The sequence below is a fragment of the Nostoc foliaceum FACHB-393 genome (genome assembly GCF_014698505.1).
In the GTDB taxonomy this organism is placed as follows: domain Bacteria; phylum Cyanobacteriota; class Cyanobacteriia; order Cyanobacteriales; family Nostocaceae; genus Nostoc; species Nostoc foliaceum_A.
The window spans coordinates 148,286-172,290 of sequence record NZ_JACJTD010000007.1; the positions used below are offsets into that span (position 1 = coordinate 148,286).

25 protein-coding genes are annotated in these 24,005 nt (G+C 43.0%); 10 read left to right on the forward strand and 15 right to left on the reverse strand.

What is annotated here, in order from left to right:
• Positions 1-283: 283 nt before the first annotated feature.
• The 6 genes from H6G92_RS08955 to H6G92_RS08980 all read left to right on the forward strand — a co-directional run bounded on the left by H6G92_RS08955 (position 284) and on the right by H6G92_RS08980 (position 5,303).
• Positions 284-481, forward strand: coding sequence for a hypothetical protein (locus H6G92_RS08955; protein WP_069073153.1), 198 nt, complete (start codon positions 284-286; stop codon positions 479-481).
• A gap of 61 nt (positions 482-542) precedes the next feature.
• Positions 543-800, forward strand: a complete 258-nt coding sequence (locus tag H6G92_RS08960) for a cytotoxic translational repressor of toxin-antitoxin stability system (RefSeq protein ID WP_099102182.1) — start codon at positions 543-545, stop codon at positions 798-800.
• A gap of 112 nt (positions 801-912) precedes the next feature.
• Positions 913-2,499 (forward strand): glucose-6-phosphate isomerase, encoded by a 1,587-nt coding sequence (locus tag H6G92_RS08965; RefSeq protein ID WP_190892916.1) that lies wholly within the window; start codon positions 913-915, stop codon positions 2,497-2,499.
• A gap of 325 nt (positions 2,500-2,824) precedes the next feature.
• A complete protein-coding gene (locus H6G92_RS08970; protein ID WP_190892918.1) occupies positions 2,825-3,727 on the forward strand; it encodes a cell division protein FtsX in 903 nt (300 codons plus the stop codon).
• Positions 3,728-3,765: 38 nt separating this feature from the next.
• Positions 3,766-4,575, forward strand: coding sequence for a DUF3598 family protein (locus tag H6G92_RS08975; protein ID WP_190892920.1), 810 nt, complete (start codon positions 3,766-3,768; stop codon positions 4,573-4,575).
• A gap of 164 nt (positions 4,576-4,739) precedes the next feature.
• Positions 4,740-5,303, forward strand: coding sequence for a Uma2 family endonuclease (locus H6G92_RS08980; protein WP_190892922.1), 564 nt, complete (start codon positions 4,740-4,742; stop codon positions 5,301-5,303).
• Positions 5,304-5,492: 189 nt separating this feature from the next.
• On the opposite strand, the gene aat is transcribed toward H6G92_RS08980, so the two are convergent.
• Positions 5,493-6,071, reverse strand: a complete 579-nt coding sequence (gene aat / locus H6G92_RS08985; protein ID WP_190893042.1) for a leucyl/phenylalanyl-tRNA--protein transferase — start codon at positions 6,069-6,071, stop codon at positions 5,493-5,495.
• A gap of 106 nt (positions 6,072-6,177) precedes the next feature.
• Between aat and H6G92_RS08990 the strand changes: the two genes are divergently transcribed.
• A complete protein-coding gene (locus H6G92_RS08990; protein WP_012410384.1) occupies positions 6,178-6,507 on the forward strand; it encodes a hypothetical protein in 330 nt (109 codons plus the stop codon).
• 78 nt (positions 6,508-6,585) lie between these two features.
• Here the strand turns inward: H6G92_RS08990 and rpsN are convergent, their stop codons facing one another.
• From rpsN to H6G92_RS09020, 6 genes are all read right to left on the reverse strand, one after another.
• Positions 6,586-6,888 (reverse strand): 30S ribosomal protein S14, encoded by a 303-nt coding sequence (gene rpsN / locus H6G92_RS08995; RefSeq protein WP_190892923.1) that lies wholly within the window; start codon positions 6,886-6,888, stop codon positions 6,586-6,588.
• Positions 6,889-7,075: 187 nt separating this feature from the next.
• Positions 7,076-7,765, reverse strand: a complete 690-nt coding sequence (nth, locus tag H6G92_RS09000) for an endonuclease III (protein ID WP_190892924.1) — start codon at positions 7,763-7,765, stop codon at positions 7,076-7,078.
• On the reverse strand, positions 7,741-8,841 hold the full coding sequence (rseP, locus tag H6G92_RS09005) for an RIP metalloprotease RseP (RefSeq protein ID WP_190892925.1): 1,101 nt from the start codon (positions 8,839-8,841) through the stop codon (positions 7,741-7,743). The genes nth and rseP overlap by 25 nt, the downstream gene beginning before the upstream one ends.
• A 131-nt stretch (positions 8,842-8,972) precedes the next feature.
• Positions 8,973-10,253 (reverse strand): serine--tRNA ligase, encoded by a 1,281-nt coding sequence (serS, locus tag H6G92_RS09010; RefSeq protein WP_190892926.1) that lies wholly within the window; start codon positions 10,251-10,253, stop codon positions 8,973-8,975.
• Positions 10,254-10,416: 163 nt separating this feature from the next.
• Complete coding sequence (locus H6G92_RS09015) at positions 10,417-10,617, reverse strand: hypothetical protein (protein ID WP_190892927.1); 201 nt, start codon at positions 10,615-10,617, stop codon at positions 10,417-10,419.
• 246 nt (positions 10,618-10,863) lie between these two features.
• Complete coding sequence (locus tag H6G92_RS09020) at positions 10,864-11,442, reverse strand: DUF3611 family protein (RefSeq protein WP_190892930.1); 579 nt, start codon at positions 11,440-11,442, stop codon at positions 10,864-10,866.
• Positions 11,443-12,075: 633 nt separating this feature from the next.
• On the opposite strand from H6G92_RS09020, the gene H6G92_RS09025 reads away from it, so the two are divergent.
• Positions 12,076-12,423, forward strand: a complete 348-nt coding sequence (locus H6G92_RS09025; protein WP_190892932.1) for a PadR family transcriptional regulator — start codon at positions 12,076-12,078, stop codon at positions 12,421-12,423.
• A gap of 58 nt (positions 12,424-12,481) precedes the next feature.
• Positions 12,482-13,012 carry a cofactor assembly of complex C subunit B gene (locus tag H6G92_RS09030; protein ID WP_190892934.1) on the forward strand — a complete coding sequence of 177 codons (531 nt, stop codon included), beginning with the start codon at positions 12,482-12,484 and terminating at the stop codon, positions 13,010-13,012.
• 450 nt (positions 13,013-13,462) lie between these two features.
• Here H6G92_RS09030 and H6G92_RS09035 read toward each other — a convergent pair whose 3' ends face one another.
• Positions 13,463-13,780: a DUF3155 domain-containing protein gene (locus tag H6G92_RS09035; RefSeq protein WP_041566316.1), complete on the reverse strand. Its 318-nt coding sequence runs from the start codon at positions 13,778-13,780 to the stop codon at positions 13,463-13,465.
• A gap of 285 nt (positions 13,781-14,065) precedes the next feature.
• On the opposite strand from H6G92_RS09035, the gene H6G92_RS09040 reads away from it, so the two are divergent.
• Positions 14,066-15,421 carry a GAF domain-containing sensor histidine kinase gene (locus H6G92_RS09040; protein ID WP_190892937.1) on the forward strand — a complete coding sequence of 452 codons (1,356 nt, stop codon included), beginning with the start codon at positions 14,066-14,068 and terminating at the stop codon, positions 15,419-15,421.
• 27 nt (positions 15,422-15,448) lie between these two features.
• Here H6G92_RS09040 and H6G92_RS09045 read toward each other — a convergent pair whose 3' ends face one another.
• The 7 genes from H6G92_RS09045 to H6G92_RS09075 all read right to left on the reverse strand — a co-directional run bounded on the left by H6G92_RS09045 (position 15,449) and on the right by H6G92_RS09075 (position 23,974).
• The gene (locus tag H6G92_RS09045) at positions 15,449-16,690 is read right to left on the reverse strand and encodes an S-layer homology domain-containing protein (protein WP_190892939.1); all 1,242 of its coding nucleotides are present in this window, start codon (positions 16,688-16,690) and stop codon (positions 15,449-15,451) included.
• Between the two features lie 373 nt (positions 16,691-17,063).
• Complete coding sequence (locus H6G92_RS09050; RefSeq protein WP_190892941.1) at positions 17,064-17,777, reverse strand: conjugal transfer protein TrbI; 714 nt, start codon at positions 17,775-17,777, stop codon at positions 17,064-17,066.
• Between the two features lie 515 nt (positions 17,778-18,292).
• Entirely contained in the window at positions 18,293-20,506 is a 2,214-nt protein-coding gene (locus H6G92_RS09055) for a tetratricopeptide repeat protein (RefSeq protein WP_190892943.1), read from the reverse strand.
• Between the two features lie 263 nt (positions 20,507-20,769).
• Positions 20,770-20,949, reverse strand: coding sequence for a photosystem II assembly protein Psb34 (gene psb34, locus H6G92_RS09060; protein ID WP_190892946.1), 180 nt, complete (start codon positions 20,947-20,949; stop codon positions 20,770-20,772).
• 157 nt (positions 20,950-21,106) lie between these two features.
• Positions 21,107-23,125 carry a glycine oxidase ThiO gene (gene thiO / locus H6G92_RS09065; RefSeq protein WP_190892948.1) on the reverse strand — a complete coding sequence of 673 codons (2,019 nt, stop codon included), beginning with the start codon at positions 23,123-23,125 and terminating at the stop codon, positions 21,107-21,109.
• Between the two features lie 119 nt (positions 23,126-23,244).
• Positions 23,245-23,619 carry a hypothetical protein gene (locus H6G92_RS09070; protein WP_190892950.1) on the reverse strand — a complete coding sequence of 125 codons (375 nt, stop codon included), beginning with the start codon at positions 23,617-23,619 and terminating at the stop codon, positions 23,245-23,247.
• 16 nt (positions 23,620-23,635) lie between these two features.
• A complete protein-coding gene (locus tag H6G92_RS09075) occupies positions 23,636-23,974 on the reverse strand; it encodes a 2Fe-2S iron-sulfur cluster-binding protein (protein ID WP_190892953.1) in 339 nt (112 codons plus the stop codon).
• Positions 23,975-24,005: the final 31 nt, after the last annotated feature.

Below are 24,005 nucleotides of genomic sequence, written 5' to 3' on the forward strand. Positions count from 1 at the left end.
TGGGAATGGGGAATTGGGCATTGAGTATGGTTATTTTCCTTGTCTCCTTTGTCTCCTCGTATTGCCCTGAAGTCCACAAAAAACCTAACCCCCTAACCCCCAACACATCGCGGGAAGGGGGAAAATTCAAAGTCTCTCTCCTTTTAGAAGAGAGATTTAGAGAGAGGTTTTCCGCCCTTACTCCCTCTTCACCGGGCGAATAAATTTTAGCGTAGCTTGAGCGTAGCTAATTTTATGGGAATACTATTTATTGTTAGTGTTTTGGTATGGGAATAGTTGACGTATGAATTTGCTGCGACTGAGAATGCATCACTTAATCGAGCAGTTAGCCGATGACGATTTGCAAGACATTTGGGACGTTCTCGAAGCTTTACATTGTGACTTTTATATGCTCAAAGCGATACAACAAGTTAAGCGATCGCAGCAACCGTGGGATATCTTAACCCATGAAGAAGCGGTACGACTGTTGATGTTCTTCTGATTCAGCAGCGCTTTCTTTTCTTGTGCCAGTGGCCCTGAAGTTTTGGTTAAGGTAACGCCTAGTGAGTCTGGAAATGCGCTATGCAAGGTCTTTTTTGTTAGACCTGAAGAATTTAGAACCTGCCGCCTACGAGCGGGTGCATGATTTTGTCTTTATTGAGTTAGCCCAAAAGTGGCAACTGACTGATTTAAAAGAACTGCGACAGCTTGATAGTGAAGGGATTTTTCACCGCTTCACCCTGGACAATTACCTGATTGGTATAGAAATTAGGGGTGAGATTGTGAAATTTCTGCGTGTCATCCCTATGCCAGATGTTTAAAGTGAAGAGTCAAGCGAACACTTAAAACTGTAAACTGTATAAGGCTAGGCAGGGATCGCTATAACCTTCCATTAAACTGGTTTTTGAAAAACACTTTATTTGAGATTTCCCTATGGATGCTAGGGCACTTTGGCAACGATACCAAAACTGGTTATATTTCCACGAGGGATTGGGATTGTACTTAGACGTAAGTCGAATGCGATTCGATGATGCCTTTGTGGATTCGTTGCGGCCGAAGTTTGACAAGGCGTTTGCGGATATGGCTCAACTGGAGAAGGGTGCGATCGCAAATCCCGATGAGAACCGCATGGTTGGACATTACTGGCTGCGAAATCCTGATTTAGCGCCAACTCCAGAACTTACACAAGAAATTGTCCAAACCCTAGAACAAATCGAAGCCTTTGCGGAAAAAGTCCAAACAGGTGCTATTCATCCTCCCAGAGCAAGCCGCTTCACGGATATTATCTCCATTGGCATTGGTGGTTCCGCGCTCGGCCCCCAATTCGTCGCTGAAGCTCTCGCTCCTGATTTCCCGCCCCTGAAACTTCACTTTATCGATAACAACGATCCAGCAGGTATCGATCGCGTGATCAATCATCTGCGAAACAGCCTCGCCAGCACTTTGGTATTGGTGATCTCCAAATCTGGGGGAACACCGGAACCTCGCAACGGCATGATTGAAGTTAAAAAAGCTTACGCTGGACACAATTTAGAATTTGCTCAATATGCGGTAGCAATTACCAGCGTTGACAGCAACCTCGATAAACTGGCTAAAGACGAAGGTTGGCTGGCCAGATTTCCTATGTATGACTGGGTAGGAGGACGCACCTCAGAAATGTCTGCTGTGGGGCTAGTACCAGCCGCATTGCAGGGCATTGATGTTCGTGCCATGCTAGATGGTGCAAAAGAAATGGATGACGCGACCCGCGTCCCAGATGTGAAAAATAACCCCGCAGCCTTACTTGCTTTGTCTTGGTACTTTGGTGGTAACGGAAAGGGTGAAAAAGATATGGTTGTCCTACCTTACAAGGACAGCTTATTTTTATTCAGTCGCTATTTGCAACAGCTGGTGATGGAATCCTTGGGCAAGGAAAAAGACTTAGACGGCAATGTCGTCCATCAAGGCATCGCCGTTTATGGCAACAAAGGCTCAACAGATCAACACGCTTATGTCCAGCAGTTGCGTGAGGGTGTAGCGAATTTCTTTGCTACTTTCATCGAAGTGTTGGAAGATCGTCAGGGCCCATCCACTGAAATAGATCCGGGAGTAACATCAGGCGATTATCTTTCCGGTTTTCTTCAAGGAACCCGACAAGCGCTTTATGAAAATCACCGCGATTCGATTACAGTCACGATTCCCCAAGTTAATCCCCGAACTGTAGGGGCATTAATTGCTTTGTATGAACGTGCTGTTGGTTTATATGCTAGTTTGGTTAACGTCAACGCCTACCATCAACCAGGCGTAGAAGCTGGCAAAAAAGCAGCCGCTTCCATTCTCGATTTGCAAACACGAGTGTTAGCAGTCCTACAAAAAGAAAAAACTCCCATTTCTCTTGACGAACTCGCAAAGAAGGCAGGCGCATCAGAGCAAGTTGAGGCAATTTACAAGATTTTGCGTCATATCCATGCCAATCAGCGAGGTGTAGTTTTGCAAGGTGATCTTCAGAAACCCGGCAGTTTAACCGTTTCTGCTAGCTGATAACTCTAGTCTACATATCACATTTTGTCCATAATTGTTGTATCAGCAACAAGTCTTTATGGTGAAGCATCCTAGATAGAAGATATATCTTCAGTCTAGGATGTTTCACTATATCTGTATCCAATTCATAATTCATTATTGATGCCACAGAGCAACTAAATTTATTTATCCACCGCTATTTCTGAATTGCAATGAGCCAAAAGTCCCAGCTGTTGTTTTGTTCTAAAAATAAATAGTTTTGGTAAATTCTGTGCTGTCGAGTATAAATAGTGGTGTTATCTGACGCATAGACGCAAAACTGTTCAAATTTTAGGGTGGGTGATGTGTGTTTAAATCTTTCACGAAACTTGACTACCTGCTGAAAGAAACTTTCCTCGGGTTACTACGGGGAGGTTGGATGAATTGGGCAGCAGTAAGTACTGTTACGGTGTTACTGTTTTTATTTGGCTTGAGTTTGCAAACCTCTTGGCAAGTCGAAAAACTCCTCTATCAGTTCGGTAGCCAGCTAGAAGTTTCAGTTTATCTCGAACCAGATACGCAAGCCGAAAGCATTGAGCCACTGATCGTAAAAATGCCAGAGGTAGCGGCGATGCAAACCATTACCAAAGAACAAGCTTGGACTAAGTTAGTTAAGGAAATGAGAATTTCTGATATTGAGGGTGCTACCCAGCAGCTAGGCGAGAATCCTCTGGTTGATGAGATGAAGGTAAAAGCGCGTAATTCCCAAGTTGTACCAACTTTAGCAACGCAACTGGCCAAGTTACCGGGAGTTGATACAGTACAGTATGTTGATGAAGCAGTTAAACGCATTGCCCAATTGCACCAAGGTTTGAACTGGATTACTTTAACAATTACGATTATTTTGACCTTAACAGCGATCGCAGTGACTACTACGACAATTCGCCTGATTGTCATGGCGCGACGCCAGGAAATTGAAATTATGCAACTAGTGGGAGCAACGTCTGCTTGGATTTACCTGCCATTTATTTTACAAGGAATTGCTTTTGGTTTAGTTGGTGGTGCGATCGCTTGGAGTTTCATTTCAGTAATTCAACAGTTTCTCGGTAAGTTGCTAGCCAATCAACCTGAGTTTATTCAAGCTATCACCAACGGTGTGCAACTCACTCCAACCCAAATTTTATTATTACCCCTGATTCTTTTAAGTTTCGGTGCAGGTGTAGGATTAATGGGAAGCTTATTTGCTGTCCGACGTTTTGCTAAAGGTTAGTCATTGGGCATGGGGAAATGACAAAGGACGAAATCGCTATGAAATCGCAATGGGAATGTTTTCTGCAAAATCTCGGTGTATGGGAAGGTTCATTCACCAATTTTTCTCCCGAAGGTACACTTCTGAACGATACTCCTAGCCGTCTTTCCCTAGAAGGTTTGAACAATAACCAGACAGTGCGCCTAACTCTGAGCCGTTCGGGACAAGATGATCTGATTAGAGAATATAGTTCTGTGGGAGGGGGTCTCCTATTTTTTGAAAATGGTTCATTTTCTGAAGGTTTAATTCAGCTAGGCCCATTTTCCGAATTTGGGGCAGAACTTGCTTTTGTTCATGAAAATCGCCGCTTACGTCTGGTGCAAGTATTTGATAAGACCAGTCAGCTAAGTAGACTAGTTCTAATTCGAGAACATCTAGCTGGAACCACAGCAGCAGAACGTCCACCCTTGCAGATAAATGACTTGTTGGGAGAATGGCAAGGAAAAGCAGTGACAATATATCGAGATTTGCGTTCGCCTGATATTTACTCTACAACTTTGAAAATACAACTTGATGATACTGGGCGATTAATTCAAAGTACCTCTTTTGGGGAACGCACAATTACCTCAACTGCTACCATCAAAGGTTCCATCATTCTCTTCGACCAAGATCCCCAAAAGCAAGTACAAGTATTATTGTTACCTGATGGCGCTTCTGCAACTTCTCCTCTAAAGGTGCAATTACGTCAACCCTTATTTTTGGAAGCGGGTTGGTTAATCGAGCCAAATCTTCGCCAGAGAATGATTCGCAGCTATAACGATAAAGGTGAATGGGTTAATCTGACATTAGTTACTGAAGACAAAGTGTAAGGGATTTTTAGCTTGCGATCGCTTATCCCCGGTAATTCAGAGTAAATCTTCGCAAAAAAAACTTAAACAGGTTAATGGCACAGTTCGACCGCGCCAACTGATTGATCCATCTGTAAAATAACAAATAGCAGTAGTACAACTTACCCCTAGTAAGAAAACCTTAAATGGTACAGACCCCTGCTAAACCCCTGACTCTAAGTGAATTCCTGGATCTGCCAGAGACAGAACCTGCTAGTGAATACATTGATGGGCGTATCATCCAAAAACCGATGCCGCAAGGAGAACACAGCGCAATTCAGACCGAGTTAGCACCTGCAATTAACTTGGTGGTAAAACCCAAACAAATTGCGCGGGCTTTCTGTGAGCTTCGCTGTAGCTTTGGCAATCGCTCAATTGTGCCTGACATTTCTGTGTTTATGTGGGACAGAATTCCCCGCAAAGAAAATGGTGGGGTTGCTAACGTCTTCTCTATTGCCCCAGATTGGACAATTGAAATTCTATCTCCTGATCAAAGTCAAACTAAAGTTACCAAGAATATTCTGCATTGCCTGAAGCATGGAACTCAGATGGGATGGCTGATTGATCCTGAAGAACAATCTGTGTTTGTCTACTTGCCAGATCAACCAACCAGTTTTTACGAAGAACTAGGAGCACATTTACCAGTGCCAGAATTTGCTAAAGATTTCAGCCTGACAGTAGAAGGTTTATTTAGCTGGTTGCTGGAGTGATTGTAGTTTCGCCATTTCTTCACGAAGAATCTCAAGGTATCGTCTCACAGATAACCTAGCGATCGCACTTCTCATGCTGGAAGTGTTTAAGATCGTGAGTGGAAAAACATGTTGGGTTTCCTAGCGTTAACCGAACCTACAATATTAGCGATCGCACTAACGCTTCAGCAGATATTGCAAAAGCTCTAATTAATATACTAAGGAACAACGGCGTTCCAACGCTTGCTTAAGTAGCATTTGATATTCTTTATCCCCAACCCGATAAGCACCAAACCTTTCCAAATGCGGATTCATCATTTGGGCATCGAAAAACACAAATTCCCTCTGGCGCAATCTTTCCACCAACTTTACCATCGCTACCTTCGAGCCTTCAGGAATGCGGTAAAACATCGACTCGCCAATGAAAGCGCCGCCAATAACAATCCCTAAAATTCCCCCAGCTAATTCGTCACCCTGCCAAGTTTCAAAACTATAAGCATAACCACTCTGGTAAAGTAGCCAATAAATCTTTTGCAATTCCGGTGAAATCCAAGTTGTCTCTCTGTCAGCACACCCAGCCACCACAGCTTGGAAGTCCCGATTAATGTCCACTGTAAAACGCTCTTGATTCAGGACACGCTGCAAAGACTTGGGGTAGCGAAACCGTTCATCCAAAGGAATAAAAGTTCGATCGCGACTTCCGTACCAACTCAGGCGATCGCGCTCATCAGCCATGAGAAAATAGCCTTGTGCATAACCCTCAACAATAGCGGCGATATCATATTGCATAAATAAACATAAAAAAACACTAGAGAAACGCGATTTGATGCTATCAGTCATTCTCTGCGTTCCTCTGTGTTTCCCTCCGCGTCCCTCTGCGTTTAAGATAAAAAAGATGACTCAACCAATTCCACCTATCACCTTACCACCACCTGAAAATCCGCTGCTCGAAGGTGAATGGTTACGAGAGCGTTTACAACGGTGGCTAGATACAGAATTTATCCCCGAAGCAGTAAACCAAAATATTGCCCAACGAGCAGCACAGATTTTTGTGCGTCAACGGATGGAAGGAGAAAACGACCTTGGTTCTCTGGTAATTGCCATTGTCACAGAGATGCAGTCGTATGATTTTTCCAATAGTTTCTATGGAGAGTTTGCGATCGCTAACGCCGTCAGCGATCTACTCTTAGAAAGTCTGGGAATTGATAAGTGTTGTGGTCAATAATAGTTAGGAGTCAGGAGTTAGGAGTTAGGTTTGTCTCAATTAATAACTCATCACTCATAACTCATCACTCATAACTTTTTACCAGCTAGACTTAACAACTCCAGGCAACAGACCTTCATGCGCCCATTCTCGCAGCACGTTCCGAGACAGTCCAAAATCGCGGTAAACACCTCTAGAACGACCAGTCAACCAGCAACGATTGCGGTGGCGGGTGGGCGCACTATTCCGGGGTAGTTGTTGAATCTTCCGGTGGATTTCCAACTTATCTAGGGGAGATTCTGCACTTCTGAACTCTTCCAGAAGGGCTTCCCGCTTGTCAGCATACTTTTCTATCAACCTGGTGCGCTTTTTCTCGCGCTCAATCATGCTCTTTTTTGCCATACATTTTTTAATTTGTTTAAAGACAGCATTTTCTATTCTACAGTCTCGCCATCAATTCTAGGGTTACTCGTAGCGCTTACTGGTCTGTCAAGTTGAAATTGATCGATACAGGTTAAGGCTGACAAGGGGACGCAGAGAGTTCTTTCTTTGCGTCTCCTCGTATTTGCATCGATCTTCTTGATCAAAACTACCCTACAACCACTGGCTTATTCGCAGCAGGGCACAAATCGGCAAGCTCACAAGCGACGCAGGCAGGAGAGCGGGCTTTACAAATAGCACGACCGTGATAAATGAGTCGAATAGACCAATTTTCCCAATCAGGTTGCGGCAATAAACCCATTAAATCTTGCTCAATCCGAACGGGGTCTTTTGCTTCAGTTAAACCCAAACGCTCGCTGAGGCGCTTGACATGAGTATCTACTGTCACCCCAACATTAATGCCATAACCATGACCCAAGACGACATTTGCTGTCTTCCGCGCCACACCTGGAAGCTTTAACAACTGTTCCATTTGGTTGGGGACAACAGAGTTAAATTCGGTAACAATCATCCGACAGGCGGCTTGAATGTTTTTGGCTTTATTGCGATAAAATCCAGTTGAACGCACCAAGTTTTCTAATTCTACTAAGTCAGCGATCGCTAAACTAGCAGCATCAGGAAACCGCTCAAATAAAGCTGGTGTCACTTTATTCACCCGCTCATCAGTACACTGAGCAGAGAGAATCGTTGCCACCAGCAATTGTACTGGTGTTGAGTAGTTCAAAGAGCAAGTAGCATCTGGATAAAGACGCTTCAGGCGAGCTAAAATTTCTATTGCCCGTTGCTTTTTAGATAACGACTTGCGGGTAATACTCACTGGAACAATTTTTGTACCCACTCCAATTGGCTAGTTAATTGAGTAGTTTCTTTGACTATCAGAAAAATTCCTAACCCTAAGAGTAACACCAAGCCGGTTTGCATTACACCTTCTTGAATCCTTGCAGGCACAGGCTTACCGCGCAAACCTTCTATCAGAAGAAAAGCAAGTTGTCCGCCATCCAAAGCTGGCAAAGGCAAAATGTTAATAATAGCCAAGTTAATGCTGATAATTGCGGCAAAAGACAACAAGTTTACGGTATTGTCCTCAGCTAATTTGGCACCGATTTTGACAATATTAACTGGCCCAGAAACTTGTCCAGCAGTTTGTTGAAAGTTGGTAATCAACTGGCCAAAACCGCTGAGTGTACCAACAAATAATTGTTGAAACCTGTTAGCAGCAATGCCAAAAATTTCAAAAGGACTATTAGGACGGCGATAAGTTGCTGTAGCATTTGGACTAAGTGCTACACCAATTACACCTTTGCCGTCGGCTCCCAGTTTTGGCGTTAATTTCAGGGATTCTTGTTGGTTTTCACGCTGAATTTTCAGTTCGATTTGCTGATTGGGATGAGTTTGAATTTCTTTTGTCAGCAAGGGAGTTGATTTATCAGAAGCCGGGAGTTCCTGACCGTTAACAGCCAGAATAATATCTCCTTCCCGAATTCCTGCTTGATAGGCAACAGATTCCTGATTAACAGGCTGTACGGCGACACCAGCTTTATAGTTTAATTCCTTGGGAATACCAACAATACCCAATTGCAGAGCCAGCACCAAATAAGCAAATATTAAATTTGCTATCACTCCGGCACTGATGACGATCGCCCGGTCTAAAATTGGACGGTTACGCAGCAGATTTGGGTCATTGGGTGGAATATCGCTATCGGGGTCATCATCGGGAAAGCCCACAAAGCCGCCTAAGGGAAAAGCACGGACAGCATATTCGGTTTGTGAACCTTGGTACTTAAAAAGAACTGGGCCAAAACCCAAAGAAAAACGGTTAACGAGAATGCCTTGAGAACGTGCTGCAACAAAATGTCCCAACTCGTGTACTAAGATCAAAACAGCCAAGACTGCGATCGCTGCTAAAACTGACATAGAGCAAATTAGTGAAAATATTAAGCTATAGTTATCTCCATTCTAATTGGGCATTGGGTATTGGGTATGGAGTATTGGGCATTAGTCATTAGTAAAAGACAAAGTACTAATGACTACTTGCTAATAACTAATTACAAAATTTCACGTCCCAAATAAGGTTGCAACACTTCTGGTATCTTCACCGTCCCATCAGGTTGTTGATAATTCTCCAAAATTGCTGCCATCGTTCTTCCCACCGCCAAACCCGAACCATTCAGAGTATGTACAAACTGAGTACCTTTCTTCCCAGCCTCTTTGAAGCGAATATCAGCCCGTCGCGCCTGGAAATCTATAGTATTGGAACAGCTAGAAATTTCGCGGTATTTGCCAGAAGAGGGCAACCAAACCTCTAAATCATAAGTTTTGGTAGAGGCAAATCCCAAATCTCCAGTACTTAAATTTACTACTCGGTAAGGCAACCGCAACGCCTGTAAAATTGCTTCTGCATTCCCCACTAATTTCTCCAGTTCATCAAAAGAGGTACTGGGTTCGACAAACTTCACCATTTCTACCTTGTTAAATTGATGCAGGCGAATTAATCCCCGCATATCGCGCCCATAACTACCAGCTTCGCGGCGAAAACAGGGAGTAAAGGCACAGTGGTAAATAGGTAAGTCTTCAGCAGCGAGAATTTCACCACGGTAGAGATTTGTAACTGGAACTTCAGCCGTAGGAATCAGCCATAAGTCATCCTCAGCACATTTAAAGCTTTCTTCAGCAAACTTAGGTAACTGACCGGTCGCCGTCAAAGACTCGGTATTCACTAACAGCGGCGGACTGACTTCCACATACCCAGCTTGAGTATGAAGAGCCAGCATAAATTGAATTAATGCCCTTTCCAATGCCGCACCAGCGCCTATCAATGTCACAAAGCGACTTTGGGAAACTTTCACAGCCCGCTCAACATTGAGAATACCTAGCTTTTCGCCAATTTCCCAGTGAGGGAGAATATTGGGATTTTGAGGAATGTAATCATCACCCCAACGGCGCACTTCTACGTTATCTTCCTCATTCTTTCCAAGGGGTGTAGAGTCGCTTGGTAAGTTGGGAAGTGCCAACACAAGTTGGGCAATTTCAGCTTTGAGTTCTTTTTCTTGGGGTTCCAGTTCACTCAATGTAGTTTTAACAGAGTTACCTTCGTCCCGCAAAGCTTGAATTTCTGGATCTTGAGGATTAACCCCAGATTTAATCTTCTGCCCGACAATTTTGCCGATTTCGTTGCTCCGGGCTTGGAGTTGACTGCGCGTTCCCTCAAGTTCCCGTTGTTGCCGATCTAACTGTAATATCGGTTCGATGTCGTATTTACCACTACGACTATTCAATCGTTCTTGAACTAATTGCGGATTTTCCCGTATTTGCTTGATATCCAGCACAGATTTTTCTCAGTTTTTAGCCTATTATCTACCTGCCAACACATCAGCATATACTGATTTTGGCTTGCCATGAGCAGAAAAGCAAACATAAAAATTTTGATCTGCCAATCTTGGTAGGGCTAGAAAAATTTAAAATCCAAAATCCAAAATTCAAAATTTGCTATTACTCCTCTGATTTTCCAGACCCCTGAGTATTCGCAGGTGAGGGTAGCCAGTAGGCAAGTACGCCTGATAAACCACTCCAGTAAACTGCCTGGTTTTGGCTATTATCACGTTCCATAAAGATTAAGGAACTACACAATCCAATCATTAATGTACTAAAAAGCACTTGTATGCCAAATTTCCAGATTTCTAGTTTTTTCATAGTGTAAGACCTCCAATAAAGATTAATTCACCCTTGTAACGGTTCTAATATCACTCTGTAGATGGGTGCTAATAATAAGTAACTGGTTTAGTCTTCACACTGTAATTTGATAATTTCGGAAAAGTACAATGAACATATTTGAATTATTCGCTATACGGACTCTGAAAACAAAAAAAAAGTAAGCAAGAAAAGAAGTCAAAAGAATCGCTGATTTTTGACTTTTACCTTTTCTTCCGACTCCGCTTTCTAAGGTCGGTTAATGCGATTGAGCAACCAGAGAGATGCCACAAGCCCTGCAAAGTGCGCTGAGACAGTGTTGGTGTTTGCCTGTACCACAAGCATATCTAGACCGCTGATAATTCGGGTGGGGTCAAAAAATTGGGTAGTTATAGCTTGAGGAGATATGGATCTTGCTACTAATGTTCCAACGATCGCTTGCGCCCCCAAAAGAGTCACTAGCGTCCCCCCTAAATTCACCCAAAGTCCTAAGCGTAATACTTGCACTGTCTCGCTTTTCCGAGGGCGGTTGCTGGGATTAGAGGATTCCAATTGCTTGCCAATTCTAGTGTAACGGTAAGCTAAATAAATGCCTACGGCTAAAACAACCAGTCCACAAATTGCTAAAAATACGCCAAAGCCAGTCCCAGGATTATTACTAGGACTGCCAGTTCTTTGATTAAAGATGGCGAAAAGTAGCACAATTATGCTAGAAACAACGCCTAGTACTAGCTGAATCCAGAAACTAATCCAACCTGTAAGGCGAAAGGTTTGGGCAATTGCCCGGAGAGTTGAGGAAGATGATGGAGCATCGGGAGTCTGTGACATAATTGATCACCAATGTGCTGGGTGCTTTCAAAAGACATGGAAAACCTTGTTGAGAGGTATCGCACTTTGCGTCTCTCCCTTTCCTAGTCTTTGCGTCTTCTTTGATAAATTTACTATCACACTTGCCAAATGGGGCAAGAGATTCTCTTATCCAGAAAATTAGTAATGGTTACTACTTAGGTGTGTCTACAGGCGTAGCAGCTTTAACCCAGACATATCCCTTAGCTTAAGGTTTGAGAATCGGCATTGGGAAAATCACTGTAAAACAAAGTGTTTATTAAGTTTTACAGACAAAATTGCATTTTACCTGTAAAATTTCTTCGATAGCATTTTATTGCTTAAGCAGTTCTAACCAGCTCGGCATCACTTAACACCAAGATAGTGACGTCGCCACGCTCTGTTCGCTCCTCACCACACCGTATCGAGCTTGGATAGGGGTACAGTATTTTGTGCCCCTAAAACTCGCAAACTCGTCCCACAACTTCACAGGCGTGGGTAATTATTTGGTATTTACGCAATGGATATCTAGTCTAAGTAGCTTTATATACATTACTCACTTAGTGGTAGCACTGTATACTGACTACAAGGATTGTAGACCGTACCCTAAGGCATTTTTTTAGCCATTCACTAACCATGAAACTTGAGGATATATATCAATTCTTTGAGAATCCTCCGCCAACTTACCTTTGTCAGGAAGTAGCAGTTTGTTACATACTGTCTGTTTTGTTACAAGGTGAATCTTACGGAACCGAGTTGATTGAGCAATTAGAAACTGAATATCCCACCTCTAGGCTTTCGGATACCGTACTTTATAGTGCAATCAAATTTCTGGAAGACCAAAAGGCAATCACTGGATATTGGAAGAAACTGGAAGGACGAGGACGCCCCAGGCGGATGTACCAAGTTTCTCCAGAGTGGCAAGTTCAAGCGCAGGATTTAGCTTTTCTTTGGCAAGATTACATCAACAGGAGGACAAAGTAACGAATAATTGATATTGATAATGAATAAGTCTCCTCCAGTCAAACAGTAACAATTAGTTATGGATACTGCTATTCTGCCATCTACGTTCCTGCTAACCTTGTTGTTATCGGTTGGGCTGTTTTTCTTTATTCGTGCCTCGACTAAAGACCGCATAGAAACAGCGCAAATGGTATCTGAGCAAGACGAAGCTGCTTTAATGTCTCAATTAAAAGATTATTTTCGCTCGCGGTCTTACCGAGTGGCAGCGGTAGACCGAGAACAAAACAAAGTGACTTTTGAAGGTAATGTTCGCCCCAGTTGGTTCTTAGCTATATTTTTAACTCTGCTGGCAGCTACTGGTATTATTTGTCTATCTCTGGTCGTATACCTGCTTTTTCCTAAGCTCAGTAGCTTTGTTTTGGCTATGGTACTGCTGTCGCCTTTAAGTGGTCTATTTTATTGGAAAAAATCTGGAAGACTTGAGAAGGTGTCGCTCAAAGTAGAAACAACTCAGAGCGAACAAACCTCCTCAAGTAAGATCACTGTAGTTGGCCATCGAGATGAACTTAGTGAGTTACAGAAGACTCTACATCTCAAGGCTGTTGAATAATTGTTGGTTTTTATGACCATCTATTAACTATGATATGCAGACTTCTGACCTGACCTACTCTTTAGGCAATGGAAAGTAGGAAGGAGGAAATCAAGACTTCTGCTTTGTCAGTTTTCCCCACAACTTTTGTCGTGGGGAAAAATTTAAATTCATTAACTTAAATTCGTTGACAGAGCTTGGTTAACAATTTACGGCATAAGAGCGCAACTTCACTAGCGCTTTTGGATGCGCTTGGCTCTATACCCACTCCCTTCTGCATCATCAAAATAGTATCAACCCATGCAACATAGCGTGGTTTGAGACAAGTTGACTTTCCAACTACCTGGACTAGCCTTAAAAAGCAAATCAGCTCCAAACTAAAAAAAAATTAAATTCTGCATAAACTTAGCAATTTTGCCAGTTAATGTTAGTCAGGAGCCACATTCAATGCGTAAGATGAGCATTTATAGTTCACCGACTAGCTAAAGCAAGAGGTTCTTGACCTGGCGAAGGTTCTAACACCCTCAAGCTAGGAAACAAGAAATGGTTTTCCTCTACGTATTGAGCACCAAACAGTCCCTTTTCTGCCCAGAAATAACGGTCTGTGGTGTGTTCGTTTCGCTTTACGAGTAGCAAAGCCGGTGGCAAAATACCTTCAGCTTGAATGAATCTTCTCGCTGCTGTCACAGGCTTTTCTTCGCCACTTTCGATGCTATATTGAGGCACATGTTCCAAAATGCGTCGTCCTTCCTGACGACGACGACTCTTCCTTTTGCGTCTCCTTGCCAATCTATTGTCCTCCTCTTTCAAGCTATAGATTGTAGTGATAGCTACAAAATCCGTCGTCATTATATAAGTTCTAGTTCAAAATATCAATAGTTTTTAACCTTTTAATGTAAGAAAATTAATATCTTTGGAGATAGGGAAAACAAAATCACCAAAGGATATAATCCCTTGGTACAAACCATCGCTAAGAAAATTTTAGTTAAGCTTTATTAAATGAGTGAGGTAAAAATTAAGTATCCTCTCTTACATCATGCCTCAAAATCTGTAATCTTGAGCAAGAGCTAAAAAATGTTAATGTCTGCCAGTTCCGATTTTCTTGCTCTATGTCGAGAGCAAATAGCGCTGCTAACCCAAGGGCTGGGAGCAACTTTAAGTATTGTGTACCTGACACAAGAATTGGTAGAGACTCCCTCAGGTGAGGCAAAACTGATTCCTGTAGTGATTTACCCGGAAACAGCATTATTACCGCCAGGGAAGGAGACTGCTGAAGCGACTGTACACAATCAACTTCAAGTTGGAAATGTGTTTATATTACCTAATCATCAGAGAAGGTTATTGACAACAGGATCAGAATCTCCAACCTCGTCACCAGAGTCTGAGATCCCAAATGCATCTCAACCCCATCTAAAAGAAGAATACTTACTTAGTGGTAATCAAATTGTTTTACCTCTGATTTATGAGGGTGTGATGATGGGGTTACTGGTGACAGGTAGGGAAGACCGGGCATGGAATGAACATGAGGAAAGTCAGATTCAACGGATAGCCCAAACATTAGCGATCGCTTGTATTTTAGATCAGCGGCGAGCATGGTTTGAGCAGCAGTTGCATGAACAACAAATTCTCCAAGAAAAACAACGGGATTTGCTGGATAACCTGTTGCATCAGTTTCGTAACCCATTAACAGCGTTGCGGACTTTTGGCAAACTGCTATTGAAACGACTCAGCCCAGCAGACGCTAACCGGGATGTGGCAACTAGTATTGTGCGGGAAAGCGATCGCCTCCAAGAATTGCTGCAACAATTTGATCAAGTAATTGACTTGACAGAGGCAGATTTAGCACCACTACATCTCCCTGAACATGAAGTATTTGTGGAAGCAACTATCCAAAAAGACGCTAAACCGCCCCTATTATTGCCGGGAACGGGAGATAAAGCAGTTGACTGCTCGTTAGCAGATATATTAGAACCATTATTAATATCAGCCAAAGCGATCGCCCAAGAGCGAAAGCTAAAACTAATAACTGAAATTCAACAGAATTCACCCCTAGTACGTGCCAACGTCAAAGCATTACGAGAGGTCTTAACTAACATCATCGATAATGCTTTGAAATACACTCCCACTGGGGGCAAAATTTTGATTCAGGCGGGGCAAGAAAAAGCTAATTTTCAGGGAATTGTTATTAGTGACAACGGGCCTGGCATTCCACCCCAGGATTTAGAGCATCTTGGAGAACGGCATTATCGGGGTGTACAAGCGCAAACAGAAATCCCTGGTACTGGTTTGGGGTTAGCGATCGCAAAACAATTAATAGAGCAAATGCAGGGCGAAATCGAGGTTTTCAGCCCTGCAATCAACTCTAAGCTAACTTCACCCGATGGGCCGGGAACTACGTTTATTATTTGGTTACCGGAAGTTGAGAATTAGTCATTAGTATTTACAAATGACCAATGACTATCTTACTGAAACCAACAAGTTTTGATTGATTGTCATTTGCAAATCGGTATCTGGGTCAATTGCTACTAAATCAACACTATTTCTGCCGAAGAACAGACCAATTAACGCACCGATACCAGCGCCACCCAAGACCTCTTCTGTGGCAATGGCGCGATCGCCTGTGACAGCAGATACCGCAGCGGCTGCACCTGCGCCCAATACAGTATTCTTGATAATTGAACCAGTACTAGTACCTTTGTTGACGGTTTCAGTTTTGGTAATCACTTCAGAGCTAGCGTTAAGCTGATACTCTTGACCACTCGTCAAAACTAGTTTCTCGGCAACGAATTGAGAACCGCCTGTAGCAGGTTTGAGTTGACCAATAACTTGACTACCAGCAGGAATCACTACAGATCCTTCTTGCGTAACCACGTTTTGGGATACTGTCAATGTCAAGGGCGCTGTTTCATCCTTTGTAACCAGAATTTTTTCTGCCTTGTCATACTTCACAGGGATAGCAGTCCCTTGGGGAATTGTCACAGCTACAGGTATTGGGGTAGTAGACCCAACAGCCACGACATAGGGCGAGTTAATTGCTGAGGCTTGATTAGAACTAACCAATGCTTGGTAGATAAAAGCTGCTACCTGGGCGCGAGTGGCGGTTGCAGTTGGATTCAGGAACTTCACATTAGGATAGTTCACCACAATTTGCTTCTCAGTTGCTGCTGCGATCGGGCTACGGGCATAGCTAGCGATGTTAGAGGCATCGTTGAAGTATTGCAGAGTGCTTTCGGTATTACCGCTAGGACTATATTCCAGACCGTTAGCGAGAGAAACTAAAACCTGCTGGCGAGGAATAGCCTGGTTAGGCTCAAAGCGATTACCAGGATAACCAGATAAGAAACCAATGGTATAGGCTTGTTGAATAGCGCTGGATGCCCAATAGTTGCTTGGCACATCAGTAAAATTGATTGCCTGCCTTTGCTGTGCTTTTTGGAAAGCTTTGTTTACCATAGCGGCAAATTGAGCGCGTGTCACCGCTTCTTCAGGGCGGAAAGTACCATCAGGAAATCCGGCAATTACACCTCGCTCTGACAATTGTTGAATAAATTGTGCTGCCCAATAGTTAGATGAAACATCAGAAAAAGTAGTTTGAGCAAAAGATGGTGAAGCTGTAATGAAAGGCGCTACAGTACCTACTGTGACGCTTAAAGCCATGAGTGCAGCTGTTCCAGATTGCAAACGATTTAAGTTAAACATTATTTTTACTCCAGTACAATTATTTTTTTTACTGTTAATTAATTAGACCTCTTCTGAAGTATGAGGTTCCCATTAATTCATGTTTTTTGTAAAAACCATTACTTTAGTCATACAGTCAAATGAGATAAACAAAATTAGAAATTACTTGTCAACAGAGCTAGCAATAGGTAAATAGTATAATCAGTCTCTTCCCGATTAATGCTATTAAATAAGTATTGAAAAAATATGAGTACTGAGTAAGACGATACAAAGATAGGATAGTTGCTGAAAAATAGATTTTTAGGGTTAAAAAATGAAGGCGATCGCTCACTATAGTTAAAGTGGCGATCGCCTATCAGAAGTGATTAAAGTCACGACTTGAATTCAGTTAAATCTAGTAGCGGGATGGTGGTACTAAATTCAAGTTAGAATTCAGTGTAAGCCTCAAATCCTGTGCAGGCCTGAGAACAAAAACATTTGCTTCTTTTTTCCGCAACAGCACACTTGCTCCTGCACCCGCAGCCCCACCAATAACAGGTTTTAAATCATCAATTCTGCGGTTACCAGTAACTAGTGAACCTAAAAGACCAGCACCCGCACCGATAGCTGCATCAGTTAAAACCTGACCTGTGCTGGGCCCCTGTGAAACTTTTTGAGTTGTGGTGTATGTCCGAGAAGTTGCATTAATGGATTGACGCCGACCATTAGAAAATTCTAATTCTTGAGCTACAAACCGCACACCTTTTCCTTTATTATCATCTGTATCTCTTGAATAACTATCTAGGTCAACAGATTCTAGTCGTCCATTTACTTTAGTACCGGCGGGAATCAAGACATTTCTATTCCTGTCGATAATGTCATTCGCTATTCTCAGCGTTAAAGATTGACTTTCCCCAGGAGCAATAGTAATTGTCTCTTTATCATAGGTAACAGGAAAAGCAACCCCAGAAGGAATGGTAACGTTTCCATATTGCCCAGTTCTGTCTTGCCCAATTCTGTATTGTGCATTAGCAGGAGCTAAAGTTAACAGTGGGGCAGTGACGCTTGCGGTAACGGCTATTGCCATGAGTGCAGCAGTTCCAGATTTCCATTGATGTAGGCGAGTCATAAGTGGGTAAACCTTTGTGTATGTTATGTATCTAATGACGTGGATTCACTGAGTTTGTTTCTGAAATTTATAAAACCTGTTTATAGGCGCATTCCAAATATTAAGGTGCTTATATAACGTGGAGTTTGTGTTGCAGCTACGCCTATCGAAGATATCGCTCCTCAGAATTTGTATCCTGCTAATGTGCGTTACCAAATAGGAAGTGAGATACTCTCAACATGACGCAAAATAGGTCTAATTGTTTCCTGAGTTGTTTCATTGTTTACGTCCACATATCTACACCACTGAATAGAGGCGAATGGGCTGACTGCGAACTCTTACTTCCATTCTAGATTTATTTGCTAGGACTTGGGAAAGATTTTCGCTTTCTTTGTCAGTCAGAAGCAAAGCTAGAAACGCTCCGCCTTTGCTCAGAAGACCTCAGCACGGCTATCCAATAATGAAATGTATCATTAGCTATTTTTCTTTTCATAAGTTAATATTTCGGATAATTCTAATAGTTTTCGGCATATGCTTTATAACTTTGACAAAATCTCTGGCAATAATTGACTAGGAACTTTAGATAAAGCCAAATTTTGTCCTTGTATCCCTAATTCATCATGAAAAGCACGAATAGTTTTTACCACATAAGTGAAAGTTGTTTGATAAGCCTCTGGTTGTTTGCTCAATCCGTTTAAGGCTTGCAAATGGTTATCTAATGCTACTTCTAGGTGTTGAGAACGTGTTGCTTTGTCACCATTAAACGACTTATCTATTACTAGCTGGTAATGTGCTAGTCCCAGGTTATTATAAGAGGCAAGCAAATCAAAACTTAAAGCAGTACCGCTAAGTGAGTGAGCCAAAGCTATAGCTTCTTCATAAGCACTGATGCATAGTTGCAGATACTTTTGCCGTGCTTCTTTAGTTGTCTGAGATAGGTTTGCGAGATGCCAGTAGGCAGTACCCAGATTATTTTGTGTAGCGGCACAGGCACTGGGAACATTAGCTGGAGTGCGATACTTAAGAGCTTCGCTGTAGACATCTATAGCTAACTGGAGATTTTGGGCAGGTTGTTCGTATTGTGCCAGATTCCAATAGGCAGTGCCGATGTTGTTTTGAATCATGCCATATTTGAGCGGTTCCTGTTTGGGGTTGTAGTGGACAAGTGCTTCGTTGTAAGCTGCGATCGCTTTCTTTAAATGCACAATTGGTTGATTATATTGCCCTAGATGCCAGTAAGCAGTACCTAAATTGTTCTGGCAAGCCGCATACTTTAATGAGTCCATATCGGCTGTACGGTAGCTGAGTGCTTGACTGTAAGCTAAGATTGCTTGCTGCCAATTTTCAGATGGGTGAGAAAAACGAGCCAAATCACCATAAGCCGTCCCCAAGTTATTTTGTACACGAGCGTAAGTTTCTGGATGTTTCTGGGGCAAGATCATCTTTAACGCCAACTGATAAAATTCTATTGCCTGCTCTATATAAGTTTGTCCTTCCTCAGAATTGGGTGGTGTGCGGTATAGCATCCAGTAGAGTGTACCCAAATCATTCAAGATATCTGGGAGTTGCGGTGAGGTTTCGTCATAGCTAATTGCCTCCTGATAGGCAATAATTGCCACCATCAGATTTTCTAGAGTTGACTCTCCTTGCTCAATGCGAAGTCGGTATAAGGTACCCAAGCGATGATAAGCTTCTGCCAGTATCTCCCCTGAAACTTGCTTTTCGTGTAATTCTTCAATATCCAACAAAATCTGCTGGGGTTGTAAGAAATTCTCTGTATCTTCAGCAATGTTTGTATTGATTGTTGCTATTACTAGCTCCGTTAACTCATTACTAATATGAGATAAAGACGACAGCGATTGATTATTACTCCTACTCGCATATCTAGTAGTAGATTCCTGCTGTTGTGGCGCAGCCTTCAATAAATCCGCTGTTGACGGCGAAACTTCTTGGGTTTTATGTACGCCATTCCCTTGTGTTTCTGACGGAAAATCGGAATTATTCTGAAAATTTAACTCGGTTGCTGCGGTTCTGAGTTCTGCTTGGTGAGCTGATTCATCTAAAATCGACTGCTCAAGATTCCCTAAATCCAAGCTTCTAGAACTAGAAAAACGTTCTGGATAACCCGAATTCTGAGTTGCTGGCGTGGGTTCTCCAGCAAAAACAAATACGCCAGTCCGACAACGCCAAAACTGTGGCGCGGATTGCTTGATAGCAGATAACCAAGGACGCGGTATCCACAACAGCAAGTTAGATTCTAGGAATCGGCTGGATTCTTGTGTAGAAAAATATTGTTCGCTTAAGCGGAGATAGTGCAAAAATAACCGTTGTGTAGCGACTGGTTGCTTGGTGAGATGCTCCACGCCGACAATCTGAAATGCTGGTACTGGAAAAGGTCTTCCAGGGGTATCTTTTGATGCCCCAACAATTGGCGGTGGATAATTGGCCAACCATTGATTTATCTGAACTATGGGATTAGGATCGTTTAAATTTAAACGCAACGTAACTAATCGCGGATAAGCTGGAGTGCTATTCTCCGGGGCATTTGATGGCTGATATAGCACTTGTCCAATAGGATAAGCCAATGTAGAGTGTAAACGGGCGGCTACTTGATTTCTTAAGTGTAAATCATCACATACTGCTAAAAAAAGTTGTCGTCGTAAACCAAGACTTAGGGCAAGTTTCAGGCGATGGTATACTTGCCGATTCCAACTAGAATTATCGTTGTGTGCAGTATCATTCACGCTCATGGCGGCTAAAGAGCCAAAAAACAGTACATATCAGCTTTCTGGGCGCATCCAAGTGGACTAATCTCATAATGGAAATGATTTTTAAGCTAAGTTGTGATGCTCAGTATAAATCGAGCTTTTCAGGTATAGTAGAATAAAATAGTATATAATTATACTTCTCATTGTTAACTCAATTTTAACAAAAAATAAAAAAGCAGGTCCCTCTTAAAATCGGAACCTGAAAAACTATAAAGAAGATGAAATTTTATTAAAGTCTTTTATGATCAACTGCTGTGAGAAACAAAGAAGGCGACTAAAATCAAACCGCCAACCAAAACTGTAGCGGCGATTCCTAGGAAGAGATAAGTTCGCTTTTGCCCTTCCGTGGGAGGTTCTGCTTGATAAATCTTTGGTTCGCGGGCAAAATTATTCAGAAGACCGCCTTCTTCGTTTGTATAGGGCATGAATCAATTCCTTTATCTTTATTCTTCATTTAATGTTACATAAATGCTAGATCCGCTCTGAAACTGCTAGACAAATCGTTACATTAGGGATGAAATATTGAGTATTGGGGACTGGGTATTGGGTATAAAATACTTAAAACTCCCTAGCCCCCATTCCCTAACTAGTAATCGTCCCAGTTAGAGGTGAACTAGGACTGGCGTAGTCTTTGATAGGCATTCTGCCAGCAAGGTATGCTAGACGACCGGCAACTGTTGCTAAATTCATAGCACGAGCCATTGCTCCTGGGTTTGGAGAAAGTGCGATCGCACTATTAATCAACAAGGCATCGGCTCCCAATTCCATTGCCTGGGCAGCTTCTGAAGGTGAACCAATACCAGCATCTACCACCACTGGCACACCTGCATTTTCGATGATGATTTGGATGTTGGCGGTTGTTTTTAGCCCTTGTCCAGAACCAATCGGCGATGCTAAAGGCATCACCGTGGCACAGCCTACTTCTTCTAAACGCTTGGCTAACATGGGGTCAGCGTTAATATAGGGCAATACTGCAAAACCTTCTTTAACTAATTGTTCTGCGGCTTGCAGCGTCCCAATTGGATCTGGAAGTAAATACTTAAGATCAGGTATTACTTCTAACTTTACAAAATTATTATCTTCCTGCCCTAACAATTTCGCCATTTCTCGCCCCAAACGCGCCACCCGAATCGCCTCTTCAGCAGTTTGGCAACCTGCGGTATTGGGTAACATCCAGATTTTCGTCCAATCCAAGGCTTCAGCTAAACCTTCATGTCCTGGAGCCTTGGTTTGTACCCGTCGTACTGCCACGGTGACAATTTGGCAATCGCTGGCGGCGATGCTTTGCTGCATTTCCTCAATGCTGCGATACTTACCAGTTCCTGTCATCAATCGGGATTTGAAGGTTTTTCCAGCAATAATGAGGGGTGAATCTTCAATGGGGAGAGACGCGATTAATCGCGTCTCTACTGGGGAGTGCTGTGGCGATATGGCAGAGCGATGCCCGTTGGAGAAATTGGCAGAGTGAGTCAGCATTGGCGTGGAGGTAGATGGCTTGGACTGGAAGCGCGAATAGTGAAAATCAGCAAGTAGAGGGTCAGACTTTTGTTCCAAGATTAAATCGGCAATTAATGCAGCTGTTACGGGTGCAAGTAGAATCCCGTTGCGGTAATGACCGGTAGCAAGGGTTAAATTTTGACAGTAGCTAGTGCCAAGAATGGGCAATTCATCAGGGGTAGCTGGACGAAATCCCCACCAAAACTCTTGGATGGGATAATGCTTTAGTTGGGGATACAGCCGGATGGCAGCTTGTAGTAACTTTTGAATGCCTTCTGGGGTATTGTCAGGGATGAAGCCAACGTCTTCGCTCGTTGCCCCAATAACGAGGCGATCGCGCCTTGGTACGATGTAAATATCCTGCCCAAACAAAACCCGCTTCAAGGGCAATTCCGGCGCAAATTCTGGTATCCGCACACTCAGCATTTGTCCTTTTCTGGGGCGCACGGGTAGTGGTAACAATTCATTTGACCAAGCACCTGAAGCTAAAACATAGTGCGCGGCGCTAATCATTCCAGCGTTGGTTTGCACGCCAACCACTTTTCCTTGCTGCTGTAAAAATGCTTCTACTGTAATACCGTCTTTGAGTTCAACACCAACAGACTCAGCCGCCGTCCACAATACGTGAGCTAGAGCTTTATTATCAACTTGTGCGTCTTCAGGATACCACCAGCCACCAATTACCTCTGCTCCCAATCCTGGCTGATATTGATGAATTGCCTCTCTGTTTAACCAGTAAGCCGGGGATGAGGGGGATGAAAAAATTAATTTCTCTCCCCCTGCTCCCCTACCCTCCTGCCCTTCTGCCTCTTCAAAGACGGGTGCAAGGATACCGCAGGGACGGTAGCCAGTATTTAAGCCGGTCAGTTCTTCTAATTTGCGCGTCCAGTCGGCATATAAAGCACGCGATCGCCAGCATAAGGAGCGCATTGCCTCATTCGGGATGTTTTCTGCATCTGGTGCTAACATCCCGGCGGCGGCGTGGGTAGCAGCAGCCTGAAAGTCACGACAAAGCACGGTGACACGTGTCCCGCGCAGTTTTAGTTCAATGGCGATCGCTAAACCAATAACGCCGCCACCAATAATTACAGTCTCACTAGTCATTAGTCATTAGTCATTAGTCATTTATCATTAGCCATTTATCATTAGTACATAACTAATAACTCATAACTAATAACTCATACCTTATAACTTATAACTCGTAACTAAAGACGGATCTATCGTTACCACAAGGCGCGAATTGGTTCGTTGCCTTGATTAACATCGGTGGATGGGGTGTCTGTCTCTGAAGTATCTGTATTACTGTCTATTGTACTGTCAGGATTCTGGGCAACGCTGCTCCTGTTGTCAGGTCTTGGGGCTACAATACCGCGTCTGTTTTCGTTTGTTTCAGTTGTTTCAGTTCCTTCTGTTGCAGTTTCTTCATTCTTGCTGCCAGCACTGCTATTAACATTGATATTAGCTGGGAGGACTTGTGATTTCTTGTCACTGGGATTGTTGGCGCTTTGTACGCCCATAGGAAAGTTGATGCCCAATAATGTACCAAGCAGAATGGCCAAACCTCCAGCCATTAAAATTAAGGGTGTCCATCTACCCATCTTGTCTTACTCCTTTTTAACCTTTTGGTGTCCACACTATTCGAGAACCTTGTCCCCAAAATCCATCAAACTTTGTCACTTTCACATCGCCTAAAACCAGAGTTTGACAGGCTAAACGCAAGTCTGTTGTAGGAGAATGGGGAGGAAGCGAACGCCGTGCTCGATCACGCCAATTCGCTGCTGATACTTCACCTTCTACCTTAACCGCGCAGGTTCCACAACTGCCAATGCCCCGACAGTTTATTACCTTAGCACCGTCATTGTAGAGGTCAATACCATTTTGCAACAAAATTTTTCGGAGATTGCTTCCCTGCTCGCACTCAATTGTTTTACCTTGAGCTAGTATTTTAGGCATTTTTAAATTGCCAAACTGGCGTTTTGTTGTA

Coding starts and splice junctions, on each gene's coding strand:
- H6G92_RS09050 (WP_190892941.1), bottom strand. CDS start 17,777: ATGACTCGCCTACATCAATGGAAATCTGGAACTGCTGCACTCATGGCA.
- aat (WP_190893042.1), bottom strand. CDS start 6,071: ATGCAATATGATATCGCCGCTATTGTTGAGGGTTATGCACAAGGCTAT.
- H6G92_RS09015 (WP_190892927.1), bottom strand. CDS start 10,617: ATGAAAAAACTAGAAATCTGGAAATTTGGCATACAAGTGCTTTTTAGT.
- H6G92_RS08980 (WP_190892922.1), top strand. CDS start 4,740: ATGGTACAGACCCCTGCTAAACCCCTGACTCTAAGTGAATTCCTGGAT.
- H6G92_RS08990 (WP_012410384.1), top strand. CDS start 6,178: ATGACTCAACCAATTCCACCTATCACCTTACCACCACCTGAAAATCCG.
- psb34 (WP_190892946.1), bottom strand. CDS start 20,949: ATGCCCTATACAAACGAAGAAGGCGGTCTTCTGAATAATTTTGCCCGC.
- H6G92_RS09045 (WP_190892939.1), bottom strand. CDS start 16,690: ATGTTTAACTTAAATCGTTTGCAATCTGGAACAGCTGCACTCATGGCT.
- H6G92_RS09040 (WP_190892937.1), top strand. CDS start 14,066: ATGTTAATGTCTGCCAGTTCCGATTTTCTTGCTCTATGTCGAGAGCAA.
- H6G92_RS09070 (WP_190892950.1), bottom strand. CDS start 23,619: ATGGGTAGATGGACACCCTTAATTTTAATGGCTGGAGGTTTGGCCATT.
- thiO (WP_190892948.1), bottom strand. CDS start 23,125: ATGACTAGTGAGACTGTAATTATTGGTGGCGGCGTTATTGGTTTAGCG.
- H6G92_RS09075 (WP_190892953.1), bottom strand. CDS start 23,974: ATGCCTAAAATACTAGCTCAAGGTAAAACAATTGAGTGCGAGCAGGGA.
- rpsN (WP_190892923.1), bottom strand. CDS start 6,888: ATGGCAAAAAAGAGCATGATTGAGCGCGAGAAAAAGCGCACCAGGTTG.
- H6G92_RS09020 (WP_190892930.1), bottom strand. CDS start 11,442: ATGTCACAGACTCCCGATGCTCCATCATCTTCCTCAACTCTCCGGGCA.
- H6G92_RS09030 (WP_190892934.1), top strand. CDS start 12,482: ATGGATACTGCTATTCTGCCATCTACGTTCCTGCTAACCTTGTTGTTA.
- H6G92_RS09025 (WP_190892932.1), top strand. CDS start 12,076: ATGAAACTTGAGGATATATATCAATTCTTTGAGAATCCTCCGCCAACT.
- H6G92_RS09055 (WP_190892943.1), bottom strand. CDS start 20,506: ATGAGCGTGAATGATACTGCACACAACGATAATTCTAGTTGGAATCGG.
- H6G92_RS08975 (WP_190892920.1), top strand. CDS start 3,766: ATGAAATCGCAATGGGAATGTTTTCTGCAAAATCTCGGTGTATGGGAA.
- rseP (WP_190892925.1), bottom strand. CDS start 8,841: ATGTCAGTTTTAGCAGCGATCGCAGTCTTGGCTGTTTTGATCTTAGTA.
- H6G92_RS08955 (WP_069073153.1), top strand. CDS start 284: ATGAATTTGCTGCGACTGAGAATGCATCACTTAATCGAGCAGTTAGCC.
- H6G92_RS08965 (WP_190892916.1), top strand. CDS start 913: ATGGATGCTAGGGCACTTTGGCAACGATACCAAAACTGGTTATATTTC.